Source organism: Massilia sp. TWP1-3-3 (genome assembly GCF_049897805.1).
Taxonomy (GTDB): Bacteria; Pseudomonadota; Gammaproteobacteria; order Burkholderiales; family Burkholderiaceae_D; genus Telluria_A.
In genome coordinates, this window is sequence record NZ_JAFCWX010000018.1 from 93934 (window position 1) to 113737 (window position 19804).

At 63.0% G+C, this 19804-nt stretch carries 11 protein-coding genes and 1 pseudogene; 9 read left to right on the top strand and 3 right to left on the bottom strand.

Translation table 11 applies throughout. The features are described from left to right. Positions 1-57: 57 nt before the first annotated feature. Positions 58-2067: an MFS transporter gene (locus ACP7D4_RS17905; RefSeq protein WP_426107552.1), complete on the bottom strand. Its 2010-nt coding sequence runs from the start codon at positions 2065-2067 to the stop codon at positions 58-60. Further along, positions 2064-2861 carry a hypothetical protein gene (locus ACP7D4_RS17910; RefSeq protein WP_426210448.1) on the bottom strand — a complete coding sequence of 266 codons (798 nt, stop codon included), beginning with the start codon at positions 2859-2861 and terminating at the stop codon, positions 2064-2066. The genes ACP7D4_RS17905 and ACP7D4_RS17910 overlap by 4 nt, the downstream gene beginning before the upstream one ends. A gap of 320 nt (positions 2862-3181) precedes the next feature. Between ACP7D4_RS17910 and ACP7D4_RS17915 the strand changes: the two genes are divergently transcribed. The 9 genes from ACP7D4_RS17915 to ACP7D4_RS17955 all read left to right on the top strand — a co-directional run bounded on the left by ACP7D4_RS17915 (position 3182) and on the right by ACP7D4_RS17955 (position 19526). Beyond that, positions 3182-4759 carry a TolC family protein gene (locus ACP7D4_RS17915; protein WP_426210450.1) on the top strand — a complete coding sequence of 526 codons (1578 nt, stop codon included), beginning with the start codon at positions 3182-3184 and terminating at the stop codon, positions 4757-4759. 76 nt (positions 4760-4835) lie between these two features. Then, positions 4836-6122, top strand: coding sequence for an NHLP bacteriocin system secretion protein (locus tag ACP7D4_RS17920; protein ID WP_426210452.1), 1287 nt, complete (start codon positions 4836-4838; stop codon positions 6120-6122). A 12-nt stretch (positions 6123-6134) separates the two neighbouring features. Continuing rightward, complete coding sequence (locus tag ACP7D4_RS17925) at positions 6135-8345, top strand: NHLP family bacteriocin export ABC transporter peptidase/permease/ATPase subunit (protein WP_426210454.1); 2211 nt, start codon at positions 6135-6137, stop codon at positions 8343-8345. Then, the gene (locus tag ACP7D4_RS17930) at positions 8338-11244 is read left to right on the top strand and encodes an NHLP bacteriocin export ABC transporter permease/ATPase subunit (protein WP_426107557.1); all 2907 of its coding nucleotides are present in this window, start codon (positions 8338-8340) and stop codon (positions 11242-11244) included. The genes ACP7D4_RS17925 and ACP7D4_RS17930 overlap by 8 nt, the downstream gene beginning before the upstream one ends. A 15-nt stretch (positions 11245-11259) precedes the next feature. Beyond that, positions 11260-12420, top strand: a complete 1161-nt coding sequence (locus ACP7D4_RS17935; RefSeq protein WP_426210456.1) for an ABC transporter substrate-binding protein — start codon at positions 11260-11262, stop codon at positions 12418-12420. 45 nt (positions 12421-12465) lie between these two features. Then, positions 12466-13860, top strand: a complete 1395-nt coding sequence (locus ACP7D4_RS17940; protein ID WP_426210458.1) for a TldD/PmbA family protein — start codon at positions 12466-12468, stop codon at positions 13858-13860. Beyond that, the gene (locus tag ACP7D4_RS17945) at positions 13857-15212 is read left to right on the top strand and encodes a TldD/PmbA family protein (protein ID WP_426107560.1); all 1356 of its coding nucleotides are present in this window, start codon (positions 13857-13859) and stop codon (positions 15210-15212) included. The genes ACP7D4_RS17940 and ACP7D4_RS17945 overlap by 4 nt, the downstream gene beginning before the upstream one ends. Before the next feature lie 77 nt (positions 15213-15289). Beyond that, entirely contained in the window at positions 15290-17941 is a 2652-nt protein-coding gene (locus tag ACP7D4_RS17950; protein ID WP_426210460.1) for a bifunctional diguanylate cyclase/phosphodiesterase, read from the top strand. Between the two features lie 34 nt (positions 17942-17975). Continuing rightward, positions 17976-19526, top strand: a complete 1551-nt coding sequence (locus tag ACP7D4_RS17955) for a methyl-accepting chemotaxis protein (protein WP_426210463.1) — start codon at positions 17976-17978, stop codon at positions 19524-19526. 62 nt (positions 19527-19588) lie between these two features. Here the strand turns inward: ACP7D4_RS17955 and ACP7D4_RS17960 are convergent. Then, positions 19589-19804, bottom strand: a pseudogene (locus ACP7D4_RS17960) (IS630 family transposase); the annotation flags it as partial.

Here is a 19804-nt window from a genome sequence, read left to right on the forward strand (position 1 = left end):
ATACGGGCGCCAACGACGTGCCCTCAAGTACCGGCGCACTTTGTTCCGTGCCAGCGTTCAGGTGCTCCCGAGCGTGGGCGAGATTTGCCGTTCGAACCAAAAGAACAGCAGCGTGAAACAGCTGATGCACACCAGGCACAGTGCGCCAATGCCCAGAAACGCGCCCCGAAAGCCGAACTGGGCAATCAGAATGCCCGCGATGACGGGTCCGAGCACATTGCCGATGCGCTCCATCAAGCGGAAGATGCCGGTGGTGGCGCCGGCGCCCACCTCCTGCACGATGTCCTTGCACAATTCATTGATCAGGGCCAGTTGCGGCGAGACGCCGATCGCGTGCGCCAGGCCGAGCAGGGAAATGCTGATCAGCAGGCCGGTTGTATTGTCCAGATACCAAATCACCAGCATCGACACGCCCGCCGCATAGCCGCCGAAGCTGACGAACCAGCGCAGCTTCCCCAGCCGGTCGGCCAGTTTGGCGATACTGGGCGAGAACAGGATAATCGCCAAACCATAGGCCATCATCACACGCCCGATCGTCGATTGATCATTGCCTTGCAGCTTCAGATACATGGGGACGGAATAGTAAAGGAAGCCGGTCAGCGCAATTTTCGCCGGCACGGCGGCCAGGAAGGTGATGACGACGAACTGCTTGTGGCGCAACAACAGTTGCAGGTCGGCCATCCTGAACTTCTTGCGGGCTGCCGATATCGTCTTGTTCGCTTGCAGGAAGCGGAACACGAACATGGCCGCCGCTGCACTTAACAGCGCCGAGAGCAAGATGGTGACGTTGTAACCCAGGCGGTCGGCCAGGATGCCGCCCATGGCCGAGCCCGACAGGGAACCGGCGAAAAAGCTCGACAAAAACATTGCCATGCCCTTGGTGCGTTGCTTGGGCGGCGTGTTCTCGGCCACATAGCCCTGGGCGGTGATGAACACCAAGCCATAGCCGACGGCCGTGATCGAGCGCCACAGCAGCAAGTCGTACAGCGTTTGCGTGGAGGCGGTCAGGATCAGGCCCACGGTGGTGATGGCTGCACCCGTCAAAAAGGCCTTGCGGTGCCCGACATGGCTGCTCCAGGAGCCGGCCCACGGCATCGACAGCGCCCACATGAACATGAAGATGGAAATCGGCAAACCGATCACCAGGCTTTTCGGCACCCCCATGTCGGCCGAATAAAATTCCCCCACAAAGGCAGGGAAGAACGACAGCGACAGCGAGTCGGCAAAGATGAGCAGGAAGAATGGCCACCGGATGTGATCGATGGCCGACATCGACAGACTCTGACGTTCGCCCGGGGCATGGAAGGTGAACCCGGCCAGCAACTGGCCGGGCGCCTTTTGCCAGCGATAAAATTGCGCATTGACGCGCTCGATGACGGCATTGAAATGGGCGTTCAATTGCCCGATCCCGCCGACGTGGTCGAACGGCAGGTAGCGCGTAAAGTCGCCCGCGCGCACCCGCTGCAAAAATTCATGCAACACGGCCAGCGGGGTAGCCACCGTCAGCGCCAGTGCAAAGCGCAGCACTTCGACGGCGATCAGGCTGGCCACGAGGAGCACGGTGAGCACGTCGTAGCGGATTTCCTTGAGCTTTTTTTCCCCAAACGACGTCGGCTGGCCCAGGTGGATGGTGCCGACCCGGCGCTGCTGGAGCACCAGCGGCGCACTGGTGTTGAAATATTGCCCTGCACGCAGCGTGCGCAGCGCGTCGCCGTGGCGCACCAGCACCGGCATCAAGTCTTCGCGCTGCGGCAAACCGGCATAGCCGTTTTCATACAAGACTTTGTCGTCGTTGTCGGTGATGACCATGTAGGAAATGTCGGGATTGCTTTGGCGGATCGTTGCGAAGAATTCTGCGACCCCCACCATCTCGGTAAATGGCACGCCGTGCCGCGCCGCCGTCTCGAGCACGGCGCTGGCCGAGTAGACCACCGCGCTGACGCTGCGCTCCATTTCAGGCGGCAAATCGCGTTCAAAGTCGCGCAGGGCCAGCCACGACAGCAAGAGGGCGAGGATGGCCAGCAAGACGGTGACGAACAGTACCAGGCGCGTGTGCAATTTTTTCATGACTCACCCTCCGTTCGCAGCGCGCGCAAGGTCCGGTGGCTCAGGTTGGCGAACATATTGATATCGTCGGCCAGCTTGGGATCCATTTCGCTCTCGGGCAGCAGCGGCGGCTGGGCGTCGGTCAGCACGCGGTCGATCACCTCGCCGATGGCTGCCAGCTCGTCGCCCAACTGGCGCGTGATGATCTTGACGCCGACGATGATGACGAGCACGGCGGCCGCCAGCATTTGCAGCGTGTCCACGATCAGCTTGCGGCGCATGGCAGACATGGCGTCTTCGATTGCCACGCGGTCGTACCCGATCACGACGGCGGCAATTTTCAAATTGAAGTTGTTGCGTATCGGCATGCCGATTTCCAGGCTGTCGGGACGGCTGACTTGCCAATAGGTATCCACATTCTGCATACGCGTCTGCCAGTCCGGTGCGGCGCCCGGCCCAATGGCGCCCTGGCCGATGATCTCGCCGTGCGCGGGCACGATGGCGATGTAGCGCGTGCCGCTCTGCTGCTTGGCCAATTCCTGCATGGTGGGCAGCAGGCGCGTATTGGCGGCCGGGTCGAGGCCGACATCGAGTCCCGCTTCCACGGTTTGGCGCAAATCGTTGGCCACCACCAGATAGCGCGACAAATTGAGCTGCAGAAAGTTCTTGCGGTAGTTGGAATAATTGAGGAAAGAGACGATGAGCAAGACCGCGGAAATGACCAGGATCATCAGGGCGCTGATGCGCAGCCAGATGGTATTGGTGCGCGCGGCGGGAACACGAAACCGCAGGGGGGACACGACATCATCAAGCATAGTGTTGACGGCTGTTGGGTTTGGATTTGTCATTCTACCTTTATTTCCTTCACGAACACAATTAGATAAAAACAATCTTTTTTGTTCCCGAATGCAACACTTTTGCGGCGCAAAAAAAGGCAATGAATCCCAAAAAATTAGTTTTGGAACACACTTATTCTTGTGATATTCTTTCCTGATAAGAATTCACAAAGTGCCCAAAAGTATCATGTGGCTCGGGAAGAAAACGCGGTGTGCCTGCGCTCGGCCGTCGCTTCACAGACAAGTCGTCAAGGATGAAATTGGCCAATCGATGGGATCTGCGCCCGGTGGCGGCGTGTATGAGTGTGCTGGTGGGGTGCTGGTGTCCGGCGAGTGCGGGCGCAGCCGCGGCCCATTACGCGCTGGTCGATGTCGTCAGGCTTGCGCTCGAAAACAACGCCGACGTGCTGGTACAGGGCGAGCGCGTCGCGGCGGCCCAGGGACAGGTGCAGCAGGCCGCAGGCAAGTTCGACCTGGGCGTCGCGGCAGGCATGCTGCAAAGCCGCACGGTAACGCCGCTCGCGCCCCTGGGCGCCAACGGCCTGCGCCAGACCAGCGAACATCTGGTGCAATACACCGTCGGTGCCAACCAGTTGCAGCGCAATGGCAACACGCTCGAAACGGCGCTGACGGCCGATTCGCTGCGCCAGGACGTGAGCGGCGGCGGCCTGGAACCGGCCCGCAATTTGCTGCGGCTGAGCATGGCGCTGAACATGCCCCTGCTTAAAGGGCGCGGCAAGGATGTCGCGACGCTTGAGGTGGCGACGAGCGGCATGCGCTTGCAGATCAGCCGTTACGAACGGCGCTTTCGCGTTTCCCAAGTGATGCAGGCCACGCTTGGCGCCTACTGGGATTATGTGGCCCGCTCAAAACTGGAGATGCTGGCGCAGGCCACTGCGCAGCGCAGCGCGCAGTTGCTCGCATCGACCGAAAAGCTGGTGGAGGCCAACGAGCGCCCGCGCGGCGACTTGGTGTTGCTGCGCGCCGATTACGTGGACAAGGCGGCAGCCGCTCTGCGCGCTTCCCAGGCGCTGGTTGAAGCGCGGCGTAACCTGGCGCGCCTGATGGGAATCGAGGGCAATGCGGCCGCCGCCATGGCGCTCGAGCAGGAAGCCTTCCCGCCCCAAGCCGACGCGATCGCGCGCCTGGTTTCCCTGGCGCCTGCGCTGAGCACCCTGGTCGCCCAAGGCCGGGCCGACATTTTGGGGATGGAACTGGAACGGGAGCAGGCAAGCCTGCAGCGCACGGTGGCGCGCAAAAACCTCCAACCCCAGCTCGACCTTAGCGTGGGCGTGGCGTATGGCAAGGCGTCCGAAGGGGGCTCGCGCTACGGCTTTCCCGGCGAAGCCGGACAGACGCCGAACACACCGTCCGTGTTCGCCAGGTTGCAGTATCAGTTCCCTGTCCAGAATAACGTCGCCAAGGGCCAGTACGCCGAGCGCAATGCGCAGCTTGGCGAAATGGAAATCCGGGTGCGTGACGCGCACATCGCTGCAAGTAATGGCGTGTTGACGGCCGTGCAGCGGCTGGCCGCCAGCGCCGCACAGCTCAGGGCGGCCAAGGAAAGCCTGTCCCTGTACGAACAAGCCGTCAATCAAGAGATGACCAAGCAAAAAAATGGCATTGCCACGCTGATCGACGTGATCACCATCGAGGGGCGCTACAACCTGGCCCAGGTCAATGCGATCGAGCTGCATGCCGACTATGCCAAGGCGCTGGTCAACCTGCAGCACGAAACGGGCACCATGTTGCGTCCGGCGCTGGGGCCAGGCGTCGTTGCCGCAGCGGGAGCGGGCCCGGCCGATGAATTCGCCGTCAACGTCCGGGATCTGTCCGGCCTGGCACCGGTATTTGATGTATTGAAAGTGCCCTTGTAAGCGGGTGTCTGGCGTGCATCCGCGCGCTGTTCCCGCCGTTCTCAACCACACCGCGACGCACACCTGAGATCCTTCCATGACCGAAGAATTGACCACCACCTCGACACGGCCGCTCTTTCGCCAGGCGTCATTGGACCGGCTGTCCTCGCCTGAGCAACTCGACAGCCTGCTGCAAGTGACGAGCAGCAAGTCATGGCTGGCCTTGGGCGGCATCGGCATTTTGCTCTTTGCCATCGTCGTGTGGTCCATCATCGGCACGGTTCCCACCAAATTATATGGGCAGCAGTGTCTGCTGGTAAAAAGCGGCGGTATCAACCTGGTCACCAGCGCCAACAGCGGCCGGCTCACCGATCTGTCGGTGGAGCGCGGCGACACGGTTACGCGCGGCCAGATTGTCGGGCGCATCGAGCAATCGGACATGCTGCAGAAAATCAAGTCCACGGAAGCGCGCCTGAAGGAAGTGCAAGCCCACTATGACCAAGCGGTGCAACTGGCGAAAGAAAGCGCCATCTTGCGCGCCAATACAAGGGAGCAACAGGTTCAAAACCTGAACAGCCAGCTTGCCTCGGCCAAGCGCAAGATCCGGCTATTGCAGGAGCGTATAGAATCCCAGCAAGGCTTGCTGGCGCAAGGCTTGATTACCAAGCAAACCATGATTACGACCCAGCTCGAGTTGAGCGCGGTCGAACTGGAAACCGAGAATATCAAGGGCCAGTTCAAGCAGCTCGACGTCAAGCAGCTGGACGACAAGAAACTGGGCGACAACGAGCTGGTGCAGGCGAAAAACCAGCTGGACGACGTGCACCGTTCCCTCAACCTGATGTTGCGCGAGGCGAAGAACTCGACCCAGATCGTCAGCCTTTACGCGGGCAAGGTGCTGGAGGTGAAGGTGAGCGAAGGACAGTTGGTCGAGCGCGGCATGCAGCTGCTGAGCATTGAGGCTGCGGTCTCGAACATCAATGAAATCGAAGCCTATGTGTATCTGCCGGCGGCCGACGGTAAAAAAATTCGGCCGGGAATGAAAGTGGAAATCAGTCCCAGTACCGTGAAACGCGAGGAGTACGGCTTCTTGCCGGGCTATATTTCATCGGTCGCCGACTATCCCTCCACCGATCAGGGTTTGATGCGTATTTTCGGCAACGAGCAAGTGGTCAAGCAGTTGAGCGGCACCAATGCGCCGATCCAGATCGTAGCGGCGTTCAAGCCCTCGGCGCTCAACGCCAGCAAATATCAATGGTCGACCCGCGCCGGGCCGCCGTTCGGCATCCAGAGCGGCACGCTGTGCGCGGCGGGCATCACCATTTCCGAACAGGCGCCAATCAGCATGGTCCTGCCGGTGCTCAAACGCGTCACCGGCATTTGACAAGGAAAAACCATGCTTGCAGCCACACGTCGCCTGTTTGGACACGCCTGGTGGCGCCCCGGGCGCGCAGGACCGGCGGGCCGCCGGGTCAATACGCCGTCGATCCTGCAAATGGACGCGCTCGAGTGCGGCGCTGCGTCGCTGGGGATGATTCTGGCGTATTACAAAAAATACATTCCGCTGGAAGAATTGCGGACCGCCTGCGGCGTGTCGCGCAACGGCAGCAAGGCGGTGAATATCCAGAACGCGGCCCGCTCCTATGGCCTGGAGAGCAAGGGGTACAAGCTGGAAATGTCCGGTCTGCGCAAGTTGGCGCTGCCGGCCATCATTTTCTGGAATTTCAACCACTTCCTGGTGCTTGAAGGCTTTTCGAATGACAAGGTGTATCTCAACGATCCGGCCAGCGGCAAACGCGTTCTGAGCCATGTCGATTTTGACAAGGCATTCACCGGCGTGGCCATGACGTTCGCGCCGGGTCCCACTTTCACGCCGTCGGGCCAGCCCCCCAGCCTGCTGCGCGGCTTGCGCAAGCGCTTGGCCGGCTCGGCGCAGGATGTCAGTTTCCTGCTGTTGCTGGGGGTGGCGCTGATTATTCCCGGGATGGTGATTCCGACCTTCACGGCGCTCTTTATCGACAATATCCTGGTGCAGGAAAAGCTTAGCTGGGCGATGCCGCTGCTGGTGGGCATCGCGCTCACGGCCGTGTTACTCAGCGCACTGCTGGGCATGCAGCGCCATTTCCTGCTCAAGCTGGAAACCAAGATTGCGCTCAGCACCTCCGCCAAATTTTTCGCGCACGTGCTGCGCCTGCCCGTCAGCTTTTATTTCCAGCGCTCCGCCGGCGACATCGGTTCGCGCGTGGGCATCAGCGACAGCCTGGCGACCATCCTGTCGGAAGACTTGCTGTACGGCTTGCTCAGCTTGCTCAGCGCCCTGTTTTTCGCCGTCATCATGCTGTTCTACGACGTCGGCCTGACCTGCATCATTCTGGCCGTCGCCGCGCTCAACGTCGCGCTCCTGCGCGCGGTGGCGGCGCGCCGCAAGGCATTGAACCAGCGCCTGGCGATGGACCGCAGCAAGGTCATCGGCACGTCGATGAACGGTCTGGCGCTGATTGAAACCTTGAAGGCCTCGGGCGCGGAGGCCGATTTCTTCAGCCGCTGGTCGGGTTACCAGACCAAGTTGATGAATTCAATGCAGGAAACGGGCCGCACCACGACTTACCTGGAGATGTTGCCCAGTTTTCTGACCGTGATCAACTCGGCGCTGGTGCTGGGCATCGGCGGCCTGCGCGTCATGAGCGGCGACATGACCATCGGCATGCTGGTCGCCTTTCAAAGCCTGGTGGCCAGCTTCGTCGCGCCGATCAACACCCTGGTGGCGCTTGGTGGAAAGCTGCAAGCGTTTCAAGGCGACATGGACCGGCTGGACGACGTCATGCGCAACCCGTGCGACCCGGCCTGCGACAGCGGCGCCACCGGCGCGCCGGTGCTGCACGCCAGGCTGGAAGGCGGGCTCGAACTGCGCAACGTCACCTTCGGCTACAGCCGCCTGGACCCGCCGCTGATCACGCATTTCAACCTGTCGCTCAAGGCGGGACAGCGCATCGCCCTGGTTGGCGCCTCCGGTTGCGGCAAGTCGACCATCTCCAAGCTGGTCTCCGGCCTGTACCAGCCATGGGAAGGTGAGATATTGTTCGATGGCAAGCCGCGTAGCGCGTGGGACAAGCAGCAAATGCTCAACTCGGTGGCAATGGTGGACCAGGATATTTCCCTGTTTTCCGGCACCATTCGGGACAACCTGACGATGTGGGACAGCACGGTGCAGCAGACAACGCTGGTGCAGGCGGCCAAGGACGCCAGTATCCACGACGTCATTTCCAATCGGCCCGGCGGCTACGAGAGCGAAGTGGGCGAAGGCGGTTTCAATTTTAGCGGCGGGCAGCGCCAGCGCCTCGAAATCGCGCGCGCCCTGGCCACCAATCCGCGCCTCTTGATCCTGGACGAAGCGACCAGCGCGCTCGATCCGCTGACCGAGAAACTGGTCGACGATGCGTTTCGCCGGCGCGGCTGCAGTTGCCTGATCGTGGCGCACCGCCTGAGCGCCGTTCGCGACAGCGATGAAATCCTGTTTCTCGACCAAGGCACCATTCTTGAACGCGGCACCCACGAGGAGCTGATGCGCTTGAACGGCAGTTACGCAAGGATGATTTCCAATGAATGATGCCGGTGTACAGCTGGACTTGTATGAGCACCTGGTGGCCGCCGGCCAGCCGGGTTCGTGCGTGCCCACGCTGCTGGGGGAAGCAGCGCAGGTATGCTATATCGAGCAGGGCCATATTGACCTGTTCCTGTTGGCGCGGGGCGAGGGTGACGCCCACCGTGCGCGCCACCATGTGCTGCGCGCCGGCGCCGGTCAATTGATGTGCCTGCCCGGGGTGGCGGCCGGCGGCGCCTATGCCGCGCTGATGGTCCCCAGCCTGGACGCGTTTTATCACGGCATCGATTCGGCCGCCTGCAGCGCGCTGCTGCTAGCATCCCACTGGGCTCACGCATCAGCCGAGGTGCTGCAGCAAACGATGCGCTTGATAGCGAGCGTCAGCCACAGCGGCGCGCCGGCGCACGGCACCGCCATGCACTGCCAGGGGCCGCTGGCAGTGGACGAGCGGCGCCAGGCTTTTTATGCGCCTGCGGACAATTGCTGGGTCACGCTGGCGCAAGGAGAGGCGTGGCTGTTGGATCGGGTGCCTTTGCCGCCGGGGTGCTGCCTGCCAATGCCAGCCAGCCTGTGGCTCAGCGCCGCTCCCGGCAGCGTCCTGCAGTGCCAGGGCGCGGAGCACTTGCCGCGCGCGCGGCTGGTGAGCGGTTTCCAGGAGCTGATGGGGCTGCTGCTGGACTACCGCTACGACCGGATTGTCGACAACGAGGCGCAGGAATTGGCGCGCGTGGCCAGGCGCGCCGACATTGACCAGACCATTTTGCACGGTGCGCTGGGCGAATTTGCCGCCATCCTGGGCACCCGCCACAAAACGGTGGTTGCCGGCGGCAGCGGCGACCGCCTGCTGGACGCCTGCCGGCTGGTCGGCCAGCCGCAAAACATCCAGTTCAAGGCGCCCCCGCCCATGTCCGAGGGCGCCGCCGGGCGCGATCCGGTGCAGGACATCACCAATGTATCGGGCGTGAAATCGCGCCTCGTTGTGCTGGAAGACAGCTGGTGGGAAAAAGACGCCGGTCCCTTGCTCGCCTTCGATGGGGAAACCCGGCAAGCCTTCGCACTACTACCGGCTGGCAAGAATGCCTATCAGGCAGTCAATCCTGAGAGCGGCGAGCGGATTGCCGTCGACGCCGCCTTTGCCGGCACATTGGCGCGTATGGGCTATATGTTTTACCGCGCTCTGCCGCAGCGCAAGCTCAGCGCCCGGGATGTGATCGCCTTTTCGCTGTTCGGCCTGAAACCGGACTTGCTGACCGTGGCGCTGGTGGGACTGGCCAGCGGGATACTGGGCATGGCCATACCGGTAGCAACCGGACATTTGTTCGAAAACATTTTCCCGGCCGCTGACAGCGTGCAGATGTGGCAGATCATTACCCTGCTGTTCATTGCCAGCGCGGTGGCGCTGCTCTTCAATGCCACCCGCGCCTTTGCCATGCTGCGCATCGAAAGCAAAGCCGGCAACGATCTGCAAGCGGCGATCTGGGACCGCGTGCTTGGCTTGCCGGTACCGTTCTTTCGCGCCTACAAGGCGGGCGACCTGGCCATGCGCATCAACGGCATCAACGAGATCCGCAGCGTGCTGTCCGGCTCCTTCATTGCGACCTTGCTGAGCAGTCTGTTTTCCATCTTAAACGTGGCGCTGCTGTTTTACTATAGCGTGCAGCTCGCTTTCGCTGCAGTCGGCTTGGTCACGCTCGCCGTGCTGGTCAACCTGGGCATCGGCTACATGAAGGTGCGCATTTCACGCGACGCTTCCGAACTGGAAGGACGGGTGAGCGCGCTGGTGTTCGAGTACCTGAGCGCAATTGCCAAGTTGCGCACAACCGGCGCCGAATGGCGGGTGTTCAAGAACTGGGCATCGCTGTTCGCCCTGCAAAAGCGGATGAATCTGCGCATGGGAAAACTGAACAATGCGAGCCTGGTCTTTGCCAGCGTCTTTCCGCTGCTGTGCAATATCACCATATTCGGCATGATCTATGCGGTCTTTTACCGCACCCGGATCAGCGCCTTTTCCACCGGCGAATTCATTGCCTTCAATGCCGCCTTCCTGGTGTTCCTGAACGCTTCGCTGGCGCTGGTCAGGAGCGGCATGCAGTTGCTGGAAATCGTGCCGATCTACGAGCGCACGCTGCCCATCTTGCACACGGTGCCGGAATCGAACAGCGAGCGTCCGCACCCGGGTGAGCTGAACGGCGCCATTGAACTGAGCAACATCAGCTTCGCCTATGGGCCCGGGATGCCCTTGATTCTGGATGACGTGTCGCTCAGCATCAAGGCCGGCCAGTACGTGGCGCTGGTGGGCGCCTCCGGTTCCGGCAAGTCGACGCTGTTGCGTCTGATGCTGGGCTTCGAGCGCCCCCAGCAGGGGGGCGTCTACTATGACGGGCGCAACATCGACGACGTCGACATCGGGGCCGTGCGCCGCCAGCTCGGAGTGGTGTTGCAGGGCGGGCAGTTGATGGACGGCGACATTTTCTCGAATATTATCGGTTCCACGCCCCTGTTGCTGGCCGACGCGTGGGAGGCAGCCCGTGCTTGCGGGCTGGACAAGGATATCGAAAACATGGCGATGGGAATGCATACGCGCGTTGGCAGCGGCGGCGGCACCTTGTCGGGCGGCCAGCGGCAACGCTTGCTGATCGCGCGCGCGATCGTCCGTAAACCGCGCATTATTTATTTCGACGAAGCGACCAGCGCGCTGGACAACCAGACGCAGGCGGTGGTCAGCGGCAGCATCGAAAAACTCAGGGCGACCCGGGTGGTCATCGCGCACCGGCTTAGCACCATCATCAATGCCGATTGCATCCATGTGCTCGACAAGGGCAAGATCGTGCAGTCCGGGACCTACCAGGAACTCATGCAGCAGGACGGTTTGTTTGTCGAACTGGCCAAGCGCCAAATTGCATAATACGGAAAAACATCGATGAAAAACCGCCTACCTGCCTTACTTGCCGTTGTCCTTACCCTCGTGCTCGCCGGCCTGACGAGCGCGTGCAGCAATAAAACCGCGGCCCAGCTGCGCGCCGAGCATTTGGCTGAAGCGGGCGCTGAAGTCGTGGTGGCCATTGCCTGGCCCACCCGGTCAGCCAAGGGAACGCTGATCGATGGCGCCCAAATGGCGCTGGAAGAGGTCAACCAGGGCAGCACGCTGTTGGGCGGCAAAAAGCTCAGGCTGGTGATCAAGGACGACGAATCATCGCTGACCAAAGGGCGCCTGGCGGCGCAGGAAATTGCCAATGACCCGGAGGTGTGCGCCGTGCTGGGCCACTTGAATACCTACGTCGCCTATCCCGCCTCGCAGATCTATGAGCGGGCCGGGATCGTCATGATGACCCCGGGCGCGAGCGGCCAAAAAGTGACGGACGGCGAAAACAAGCTGGTATTTCGCAGTTTGCCGGGCAATCGCGACCAGGGACGCCAGATCGGCGAATACGCCAGCAGGCAAGGATACAAGAGCGTGGCCATTTACTATATCAAGAATGACTACGGGATCGACCTGGCCAATTATTTCGAGCAGCGTGCCCATGAACTGGGCATTCAGGTAGTGGACCGGCGCTCGTACGACAAGAATGGCGACAACCACGCGGCCATTTTTGCCGACTGGGCCTCGTTCAACAAGTTCGATGCCATCTTCCTGGCCGGTTCCTTGCCGGAAGGGGCGCAAATCATCGGCGATATTCGCAACGCCGGCATCACGGTCCCCATCTTCGCCGGGGTCGGACTCGATTCGGTCGAACTGCTCAAGCTGGGCGGGCGCCAGCTCGAAAAGACCGTGGTCTTTACGCTGTTCAATCCAAACCGCGCCGATCCGCTCACGCGCAACTTCAATCAGCGCTATACCAAGCGTTTCGGCCGCCCCCCGGACAGCCACGCCGCGCAAGGCTACGACGGCGTCAACTTGTTGGTCCACGCGATGAACGCGGCGCACAGCCGCGAGCCGGCCAAGATCGCCGCCGCGTTGCGCGCCACCCGTGGCTGGCACGGCGTAACGGGCGAACACAGCTTCAATGAAAAGGGCGACTTGGTGGCCAAGCGCCTGGTCAGAAGTACCGTGCTCAATGCGCAGTTCGTGTTTGATGAATAGGGCAGGGCGCAGCGCCTGTTCAATCCAATTTTTTCAGGGAGCGCCATGACTGCCAAAAGTCTGCTGCAGCACTTGGTACAGGGGGCGAGCGGCTATGTTGAACTGCGCTGGCATAAACGCACCAGTTGCACCTTCGAGGTGACGCAAGGGCGCGTGCTGCTGGCCGACCGTGCGGTGATCGAAGGCGTGGGTGTACGCACCCTGATCGACGGCGCCTGGGGCGTGGCGGCGACCTCGGATGTCAGCGAGCGCGGCGTGCGCCAGGCGATCACGCAGGCGCGCGAGGCGGCCGCGCTCCTGCTCGGTATCCGGGGCAAGCGGCCCCTGGTGCTGGCGCAGGCCAGGCTGTCCACCCGCGACTTTGTGGGCAGCGGTTTCGTGGAACTGGCGTCCATGGGCCTGGCCGACAAGCTCGGCGAGATGATCGACCTCGAACGCCGCCTGGCCGGCGCCTCGGCGCGGTTGCAGTCGGCCGAGGTGCGCTACACCGAGTATCTGGAGGAAAAGGCCATCGTCACGTCCGACGGCGCCAATTGCAGCTTGCGCATGGCGCAGTGCGAACTGGCGCTGGCGGCGATCGCGCAGCGGCATGGCCGGCGCGCCACCAGCACCAGCGCGGCGGGCGTCAATGGCGACTGGTCCAGGCTGTTTCACCATCCTTCGCTCGAGAGCGCGATCGAAGACGTCGCCAGCACCGCCGTCGCGCTGCTCGACGCCAGGCATCCCGAGCCGGGCCGTCAATCGGTGATCCTCGCTCCCGCACTGGTGGGACTGCTGTGCCACGAAGCCGTCGGGCATACCGTCGAGGCCGACCTGGTCGCGTCTGGCAGCGTGGCTGCGGGCAAGATTGGCCAGCAAGTGGCCAGTGCGCTCGTCACGATGGCCGATACCGGTGACGACCATGGGTCGGCCGGGGCGATGGGCAGCCTGCCGTTTGACGACGAGGGGGTAGAAACGGAAGCGACCGTTATCATCCGCTCGGGCATGCTGGAAAACTATTTGCACAGCCGCGAGAGCGCCGCCCGGTTCGGGGTCCGGCCGGCAGGAAACGCCAGGGCATGGCTGTATTCGGACGAGCCCTTGATTCGGATGCGCAACACGTATATCGCGCCCGGGACGACGTGCCTGGCGGACATGATAGCCGGCATAAACGACGGTTATCTGCTCGAAGGCGCCGGGAACGGCCAGGCCGATACCAACGGCGAATTCATGTTCGGCTGCGACCATGTCTGGGAAATAAAAAACGGCAGAAAAAGTGCGCTGCTGCAGGGGGCGAGCGTCTCGGGCATGGCGTTCGACGTCTTGAAAAGTGTGGATGCGGTCAGTTCGGATTTTCGTTGGGATCTCGGCATGGGGCACTGCGGCAAGGGGCAGCGCGCCAAGGTCGACGCGGGCGGGCCGTACCTGCGCTGCGAAATGAATGTCGGCGGGCGGGCATGACAGCGCCGGACACGCAGGCGTTGCCGTTTCAAGAACTGCGCGCCGCAGCCGACGACGCACTCGCGTACGCGCTGTGGCACGGCGCCGACCGGGTCAAGGTGGCCGCGCGGTGCACCAGCGACCAGCGCCTGGTCGTGGCGAACAAGGAGTTTGCCTTGGCCGCGACGGCGAACTCCCAATACATCGATATCATGGTTCACAAGGGGCAAAAAAAAGGGGCGGCCTCGACCAATTTGCTGTGCAGCGAAGGCGTGGGCCGGTGCGCGCACGACGCGCTGGCGCTGGCGCAATTTTCCGTCGCCGACCCCTTTTTACTGATGCCCGACGCCAGACAAGCGCCGCCGGTCGAGCAATTGCCGTTCCTGTGGGATCAGGCGCTCAGCGCCATGCCCCTCGCCGGCGTGCATGAATTTGCCCAGGCCGTGTACCAGCGGCTCACGCGCGACGCGCGCATCTCGATCGACCGCCTGGAGGTCGGCGTCGCGTGCCAATGGCGCGGCCTCTATAACAGCCTGGGTGTGGCGCAGTCGGAATGGCAAACGTCGCTGCGCTGGAACCTCATGGGCTTGGCGCTCGAGCACGATCTGGTGAGCGGCTTTGACTATGAAAGGCGCGCCGTGTTTGGCCTTGATAACGCCCTGAACACGGCCCTGCAGGCCTGCGACCTGTTCTGCGAGAGAGTGCTGGGCAATCTCGGAGCGGCCAAGGCGCCTGCATATGCCGGCGCGGTGCTGCTCTCGCCGCGCGCCGTGCAACAGCTTCTCATGGACACCATCTGGTATCACCTGGCCGGTACCAGTATCGTGGACGGCAAGAGCCAATGGGCAAACAAGCTGGGCGCACAGGTCGTCTCCAGGCTCTTGCACCTGTCCGACCAGCCTCACGACGAGCGGTTCACCGGCGCGACCGGGTTCGACCGCGACGGCTGTCCGACGCAGCCGCTCGCGCTGCTTGTGGCGGGCCAGCTGGTCGCGCACGGCCTTGACTGCTACACGGCCAATCGCCTCGGAAGCAGCTCTTGCGCCAGTGCAGGCGGACCTTTTGCACTGGTCTGCGCACCCGGAGACGGCGACCTGGAGACCATGAAAAGTGCGCAACCCGTATTGCTGATGGTCGACCGGTTCTCGGGCAATATCGACCCGCTGAAGGGTGATTTTTCCGGCGTCGCCAAGTCGAGCCGCCTGTACCGGAACGGGCAGGACCAGGGCTGTGTCAGCGGGGCGCTGATTGCCGGAAACGTGTTTCACGTCCTGCAGCACGTCCTGGCGGTCTCGTCGGAGGCAGAAAATGTCTCGGGCGCGATGCACATGCCATGGATGCTGATCGACGGCGTCACCGTGTCATCAAGCTGACATAGTTGACTGTTAGCATTCATCTTTATAAGAAGAAACAAATGCTAGCAAAAAGCAACTAAATCGGGCGGTAGGGAATGAGTATTGGCAAGCAAACGCGCAGATGGCTGGCGCGCTGGACGGGCGTGCTCATCTGGCCGTTGCTGGCGCTGCTATTGATCGCTGCAATGTGGGTGGGGGCGGTGCGCCGTAGCGGCGAGGTGCGCGAGGCTGCCCAGCAGCACGGGCGCGACGTGGTGCTGTCAACGGCCCAGGCTTATGAACAGTACATCACGCGCTCGGTGGCCCAGATGGACCAGGTGTCGATGCAGTTGCGCCAAAGCTGGGAGCAATCCGGCGGCAAGCTCGACCTGAGCCAGCTGGTGCGCGACGGCATGTTTCACGACGATGCTTTTGGCTGCGTGGCGATCAGCGACGCGGCAGGGCGGATCGGCGCGGCCGTACGCGCGCAGGGATGCAGCAAGCTGGCCCGACTCGGGGCCGTCATCGATTACCATAAGGGCAACAACAGCAGCGCCATGCGGATCGACGCACCGGAAGCGGGCGCGGCGCAGTCGCTGGTGCTGTTCAGCCGCCGCCTCGACACGCCCGACAATGAATTTGCCGGCGTCGTCATCATGCTGGTGCGGGCCGACTACTTTACCAATTTTTACATGCCCACCGCGCTCGGCGCCGGCGGCAGTGTCGCCGTGGTGGCCCTGGAAGCGGCTTGGCGCGCCGAGCAGGACGGCGGCGCGCTGTTGCCGGCAAGCGCGAGCACGCTTGCCCGCGGCGTCGCCAGCGGAGCGGCCGTAATGCAGGGCGAGCGCGCCTTTGCCGACGGCAAGGCGCGGCTGCTCGGCTGGAGCCAATCGAAGGTCTATCCCGTCGCCGGCCTGGTCGCCATCCCGCTGGCCGCCGTCATGGCCCCGGCGGGCGAGGCCTGGCTACAAGCGCGCAACGACAGCATCATCGTCACCTTCGCGTTGCTGCTGTTTGCGCTGCTGGCAGCCTTGCTGTCGCGCCGCGCGGCAGACCGCTACAGCGCGCAGGAAAGCGTGCGCAAGGCGTACCGCGCCGCCACCGAAGGCGCCAACGACGGGTTTTACATCGCCGCGCCGGTGCGCGACCGGAATGGTGCGATCCGCGACTTCGAGATTGTCGATTGCAACGAGCGCGGCGCACGTTTTTACGGTGTCGCGCGCACGGCACTGATCGGCAAGCGCCTGTCGCAGCTGCAGCGCGGCGCGGCCGGCAGCGAACTGCCCGGCGGCGACCTGTTCAGCGCCTACCTGGCGGCCATGGAGCACGGCTTTCACGAAGACGAACGCCAGATGCCGGAACGCGCCAACGGCAACGTTGCCTGGGGCCACCGCCGGATTGTCCGGGTCGGCAGCGGCCTGGCCATCACGCTGCGCGACATCAGCGAACGCAAGTCGCACCTGGCCGAACTGAGCCGCCTGTCCAACGAAGATGCGCTGACCGGCCTGCCCAACCGCCAATGGCTGACGCACTTCTTACCGCCCGCGCTGGCCAAGGCGTCCGGCGAAGTGGCGCTGTTGTTCCTGGACTTGAACGACTTCAAGCATGTCAACGACACCCATGGCCACCAAATCGGCGACCAATTGCTCAAGGCCAGCGCCCAACGCCTCAAATCCCTGCTGCGGCCCGAAGACGTGGTGGTGCGCTTTGGCGGCGACGAATTCGTGGTGCTGCTGATGCCAACCGAAGGCGACGTGCACAGCGCGCGCGTGGCGGCGCGCATCGTGAGCGCCTTTGCCGCGCCATTTGCCCTGCAAAGCGTGCGCGCCATGATCGGCGCGAGCGTGGGCATCAGCGTCTACCCGCGCGACGGGACCGAAGGCAGCGAGTTGATCCGTCACGCCGACATTGCCAAGGACGCCGCCAGGGCCGAGGGAAAAGGGCAGTACCGGTTTTACGACGCTTCGCTCTCGCGCACCTTGCAAGGGCGCCTGCAGCTCAAGCAAAGCTTGCTCGACGCGATTGCGCTCGACCAGTTCGTGCTGTACTACCAGCCGCGCGTGGATGCGCTGACGGGGGAACTGTGCAGCATGGAAGCGCTGCTGCGCTGGATCCATCCCGAGCACGGCATGATCGCGCCGCTCGACTTCATCCCGCTGGCCGAGTCCAGCGGCCTGATCTTGCAAATTGGCGAAATCGTGATGGACAAGGCATGCGCGCAGATCGACGAGTGGCGCCGCGCCGGCCTGGCGCTGGTGCCGGTCTCGATCAATGTGTCGCCCAGACAGTTCGCGCACGGCGAAGTGAGCGCGCAACTGGCGCAGTGCCTGGTGCGCCATACGGTCGCGCCGGCGCTGCTGGAAGTTGAAATCACCGAGTCGGCCATGATGGGCGAGCAGCACGACATCATCGCCCAGCTCGACGCCATTCGCGCGCTCGGCGTCAAGCTGCACGTAGACGATTTCGGCACCGGCTACTCGTCGCTGTCGCAGTTGCAAAAGCTGCGCATGGATGTGCTCAAGGTCGACCGTGCCTTTACCGCCGAACTGGGCCAGTCGCGCGAAGGCAAGGTGTTCTTCCAGGCGATCGTGTCGATGGCGCATGCGCTCGGCATGACGGTGGTGGCCGAAGGCGTGGAGACCGCCGCCCAGCTGGCCATCTTGCAGGAACTGGCATGCAACGAGGTGCAGGGCTACTACGTGGCGCGGCCCGCACCGGCCGACGCCATGGCCGCCCTGATGACGCAGCGCTTCCTGTTCCAGCACTGAACGCCCTTTACCTCCCTCTATTTCCACATTCCTTATGAAAATTGTTCGCATTACCACCGGCATGCGCGTGTTCTCGTCTTTTGCCGTGGTGCTGGTCATTATGATCGGCATGACCACGATCTCGCTGTGGCGCCAGCACGGCGCCGAGCAGGCCATGGCGCGCCTGGTCAACGACAGCCTGGCCAAGCAGCTGCTCCTGTCCGAGTTGCTGGGCGCGATCCGCCTGAACGGCGTGCGCGCGGTCTCGATTGCGCGCAGCGACAGCGTGGAACTGGGCGACTACTTCAAGCTGCAACTGGCCGAGGGCGAACGGCTGCAAGGGCAGACCAGCGCGGCGCTGGCGGCCATGCCGCGCAGCGCGCAAGAGCAGGCGCTACTGCGCACTGCGGCCGAGCGCGCCAGTGCCTACCTGGCGCTGCGCGTTCAAGTGTTCGCCTGGAAAGACCAGGGCAGGACGGGGGAAGTCGAAGCCTTGATTGTCGAGAAGATGCAGCCGGCCTACGCGGCGTACGTGGAGGCGACAGAAGCGGCGCTCAAGCACCAGTCGCAGCAGGCGCGCGCCCTCGGCGCCACCACGGCCATCCAGTTTGCCGACAGCCGCACCGTGCTGCTCGGCATGGGGGTGGCGGCGGTGGCGATCGGCGCGCTGCTGGCTTGGATGCTGACGGCAAGCATTGCGCCGCCGCTGCGCCGGGCCGTTCAGCTGGCAGGCAAAGTCGCTGCGGGCGAGCTCGGCATGGCGATCGCACACGACCGGCAAGACGAGATTGGCCAACTGTTCGATGCCTTGGGTGCGATGACGGGGACCCTGGCCGCGATCGTGGGCAGCGTGCATGGCGGAGCGCACGCGGTGGACCAGGCCGCGCGCGAAATCGCGGCAGGAAACCTGGATCTGTCGGACCGCACCGAGCGCCAGGCCGGCGCCTTGCAGCAAACGGCAGCGTCGATGGAAGTACTGACGAGCGTGGTCAAGAGCAACAGCAGCAATGCGCGCGGCGGCGATGCGCTGGTGCTGTCAACCTCGGCCATTGCGCGCAAGGGCGGGCAGGTGGTGGCCGAAGTGATCAGCACGATGCAAACGATCCATGTCTACGGCAAGGAAATTGCCGATATCACCGGCGTGATCGACGGCATCGCCTTCCAGACCAACATCCTGGCGCTCAATGCCGCAGTGGAGGCGGCGCGCGCAGGGGAACACGGGCGCGGCTTTGCCGTCGTGGCGATCGAAGTGCGCGCGCTGGCGCAGCGCTCGGCGCTCGCCGCGCGCGAGATCAAGCAATTGATTGCCGACTCGACCCAGCGGATTGCGCACGGCGCCGTGCTGGCCGAATCGGCCGGCGTCACCATGGCCGATATTGTGCGCAGTATTGCCGACGTGAGCGCCATCATGGCCGGCATCAGCGCGGCCGGCGTAGAGCAGGAACGCAGTATTGTCGAGGTCAATAAGGCGATTGCCGACATGGACGCCGTTACCCAGCAAAATGCCGCACTGGTGGAGCAGGCCGCCGCCGCAGCGGCAGCCTTGCAGGAACAGGCCGAGGGCTTGACCACCAGCATGCAGTTTTTCCGCATGCACGGCGCTTAGTGTCCTGACATGGGCAGGGCAGGCCCGCCCCGTTCCATCCGGCAGGCTGCTAGTGTAGTGCGTCAAACAGATTGAAGCTTATTAAGTTTGGCACGAGCGCGCGTGACTTTGGCAAGAATGTCGGTCGCTTTCGCGGTCCATATATACGGTTTCGGTGCTATATTATGTTTTGCAATGAACTGTCCAATCGATTCGGTCAGGTCTGGGACTGACTTGAACGTCGCGCGTCGCAACTGCGTCTCCGATAGATCCCGGAAGAACCGTTCAACCATATTGAG

Coding starts and splice junctions, on each gene's coding strand:
- ACP7D4_RS17905 (WP_426107552.1), bottom strand. CDS start 2,067: ATGAAAAAATTGCACACGCGCCTGGTACTGTTCGTCACCGTCTTGCTG.
- ACP7D4_RS17910 (WP_426210448.1), bottom strand. CDS start 2,861: ATGCTTGATGATGTCGTGTCCCCCCTGCGGTTTCGTGTTCCCGCCGCG.
- ACP7D4_RS17915 (WP_426210450.1), top strand. CDS start 3,182: ATGAGTGTGCTGGTGGGGTGCTGGTGTCCGGCGAGTGCGGGCGCAGCC.
- ACP7D4_RS17920 (WP_426210452.1), top strand. CDS start 4,836: ATGACCGAAGAATTGACCACCACCTCGACACGGCCGCTCTTTCGCCAG.
- ACP7D4_RS17925 (WP_426210454.1), top strand. CDS start 6,135: ATGCTTGCAGCCACACGTCGCCTGTTTGGACACGCCTGGTGGCGCCCC.
- ACP7D4_RS17930 (WP_426107557.1), top strand. CDS start 8,338: ATGAATGATGCCGGTGTACAGCTGGACTTGTATGAGCACCTGGTGGCC.
- ACP7D4_RS17935 (WP_426210456.1), top strand. CDS start 11,260: ATGAAAAACCGCCTACCTGCCTTACTTGCCGTTGTCCTTACCCTCGTG.
- ACP7D4_RS17940 (WP_426210458.1), top strand. CDS start 12,466: ATGACTGCCAAAAGTCTGCTGCAGCACTTGGTACAGGGGGCGAGCGGC.
- ACP7D4_RS17945 (WP_426107560.1), top strand. CDS start 13,857: ATGACAGCGCCGGACACGCAGGCGTTGCCGTTTCAAGAACTGCGCGCC.
- ACP7D4_RS17950 (WP_426210460.1), top strand. CDS start 15,290: ATGAGTATTGGCAAGCAAACGCGCAGATGGCTGGCGCGCTGGACGGGC.
- ACP7D4_RS17955 (WP_426210463.1), top strand. CDS start 17,976: ATGAAAATTGTTCGCATTACCACCGGCATGCGCGTGTTCTCGTCTTTT.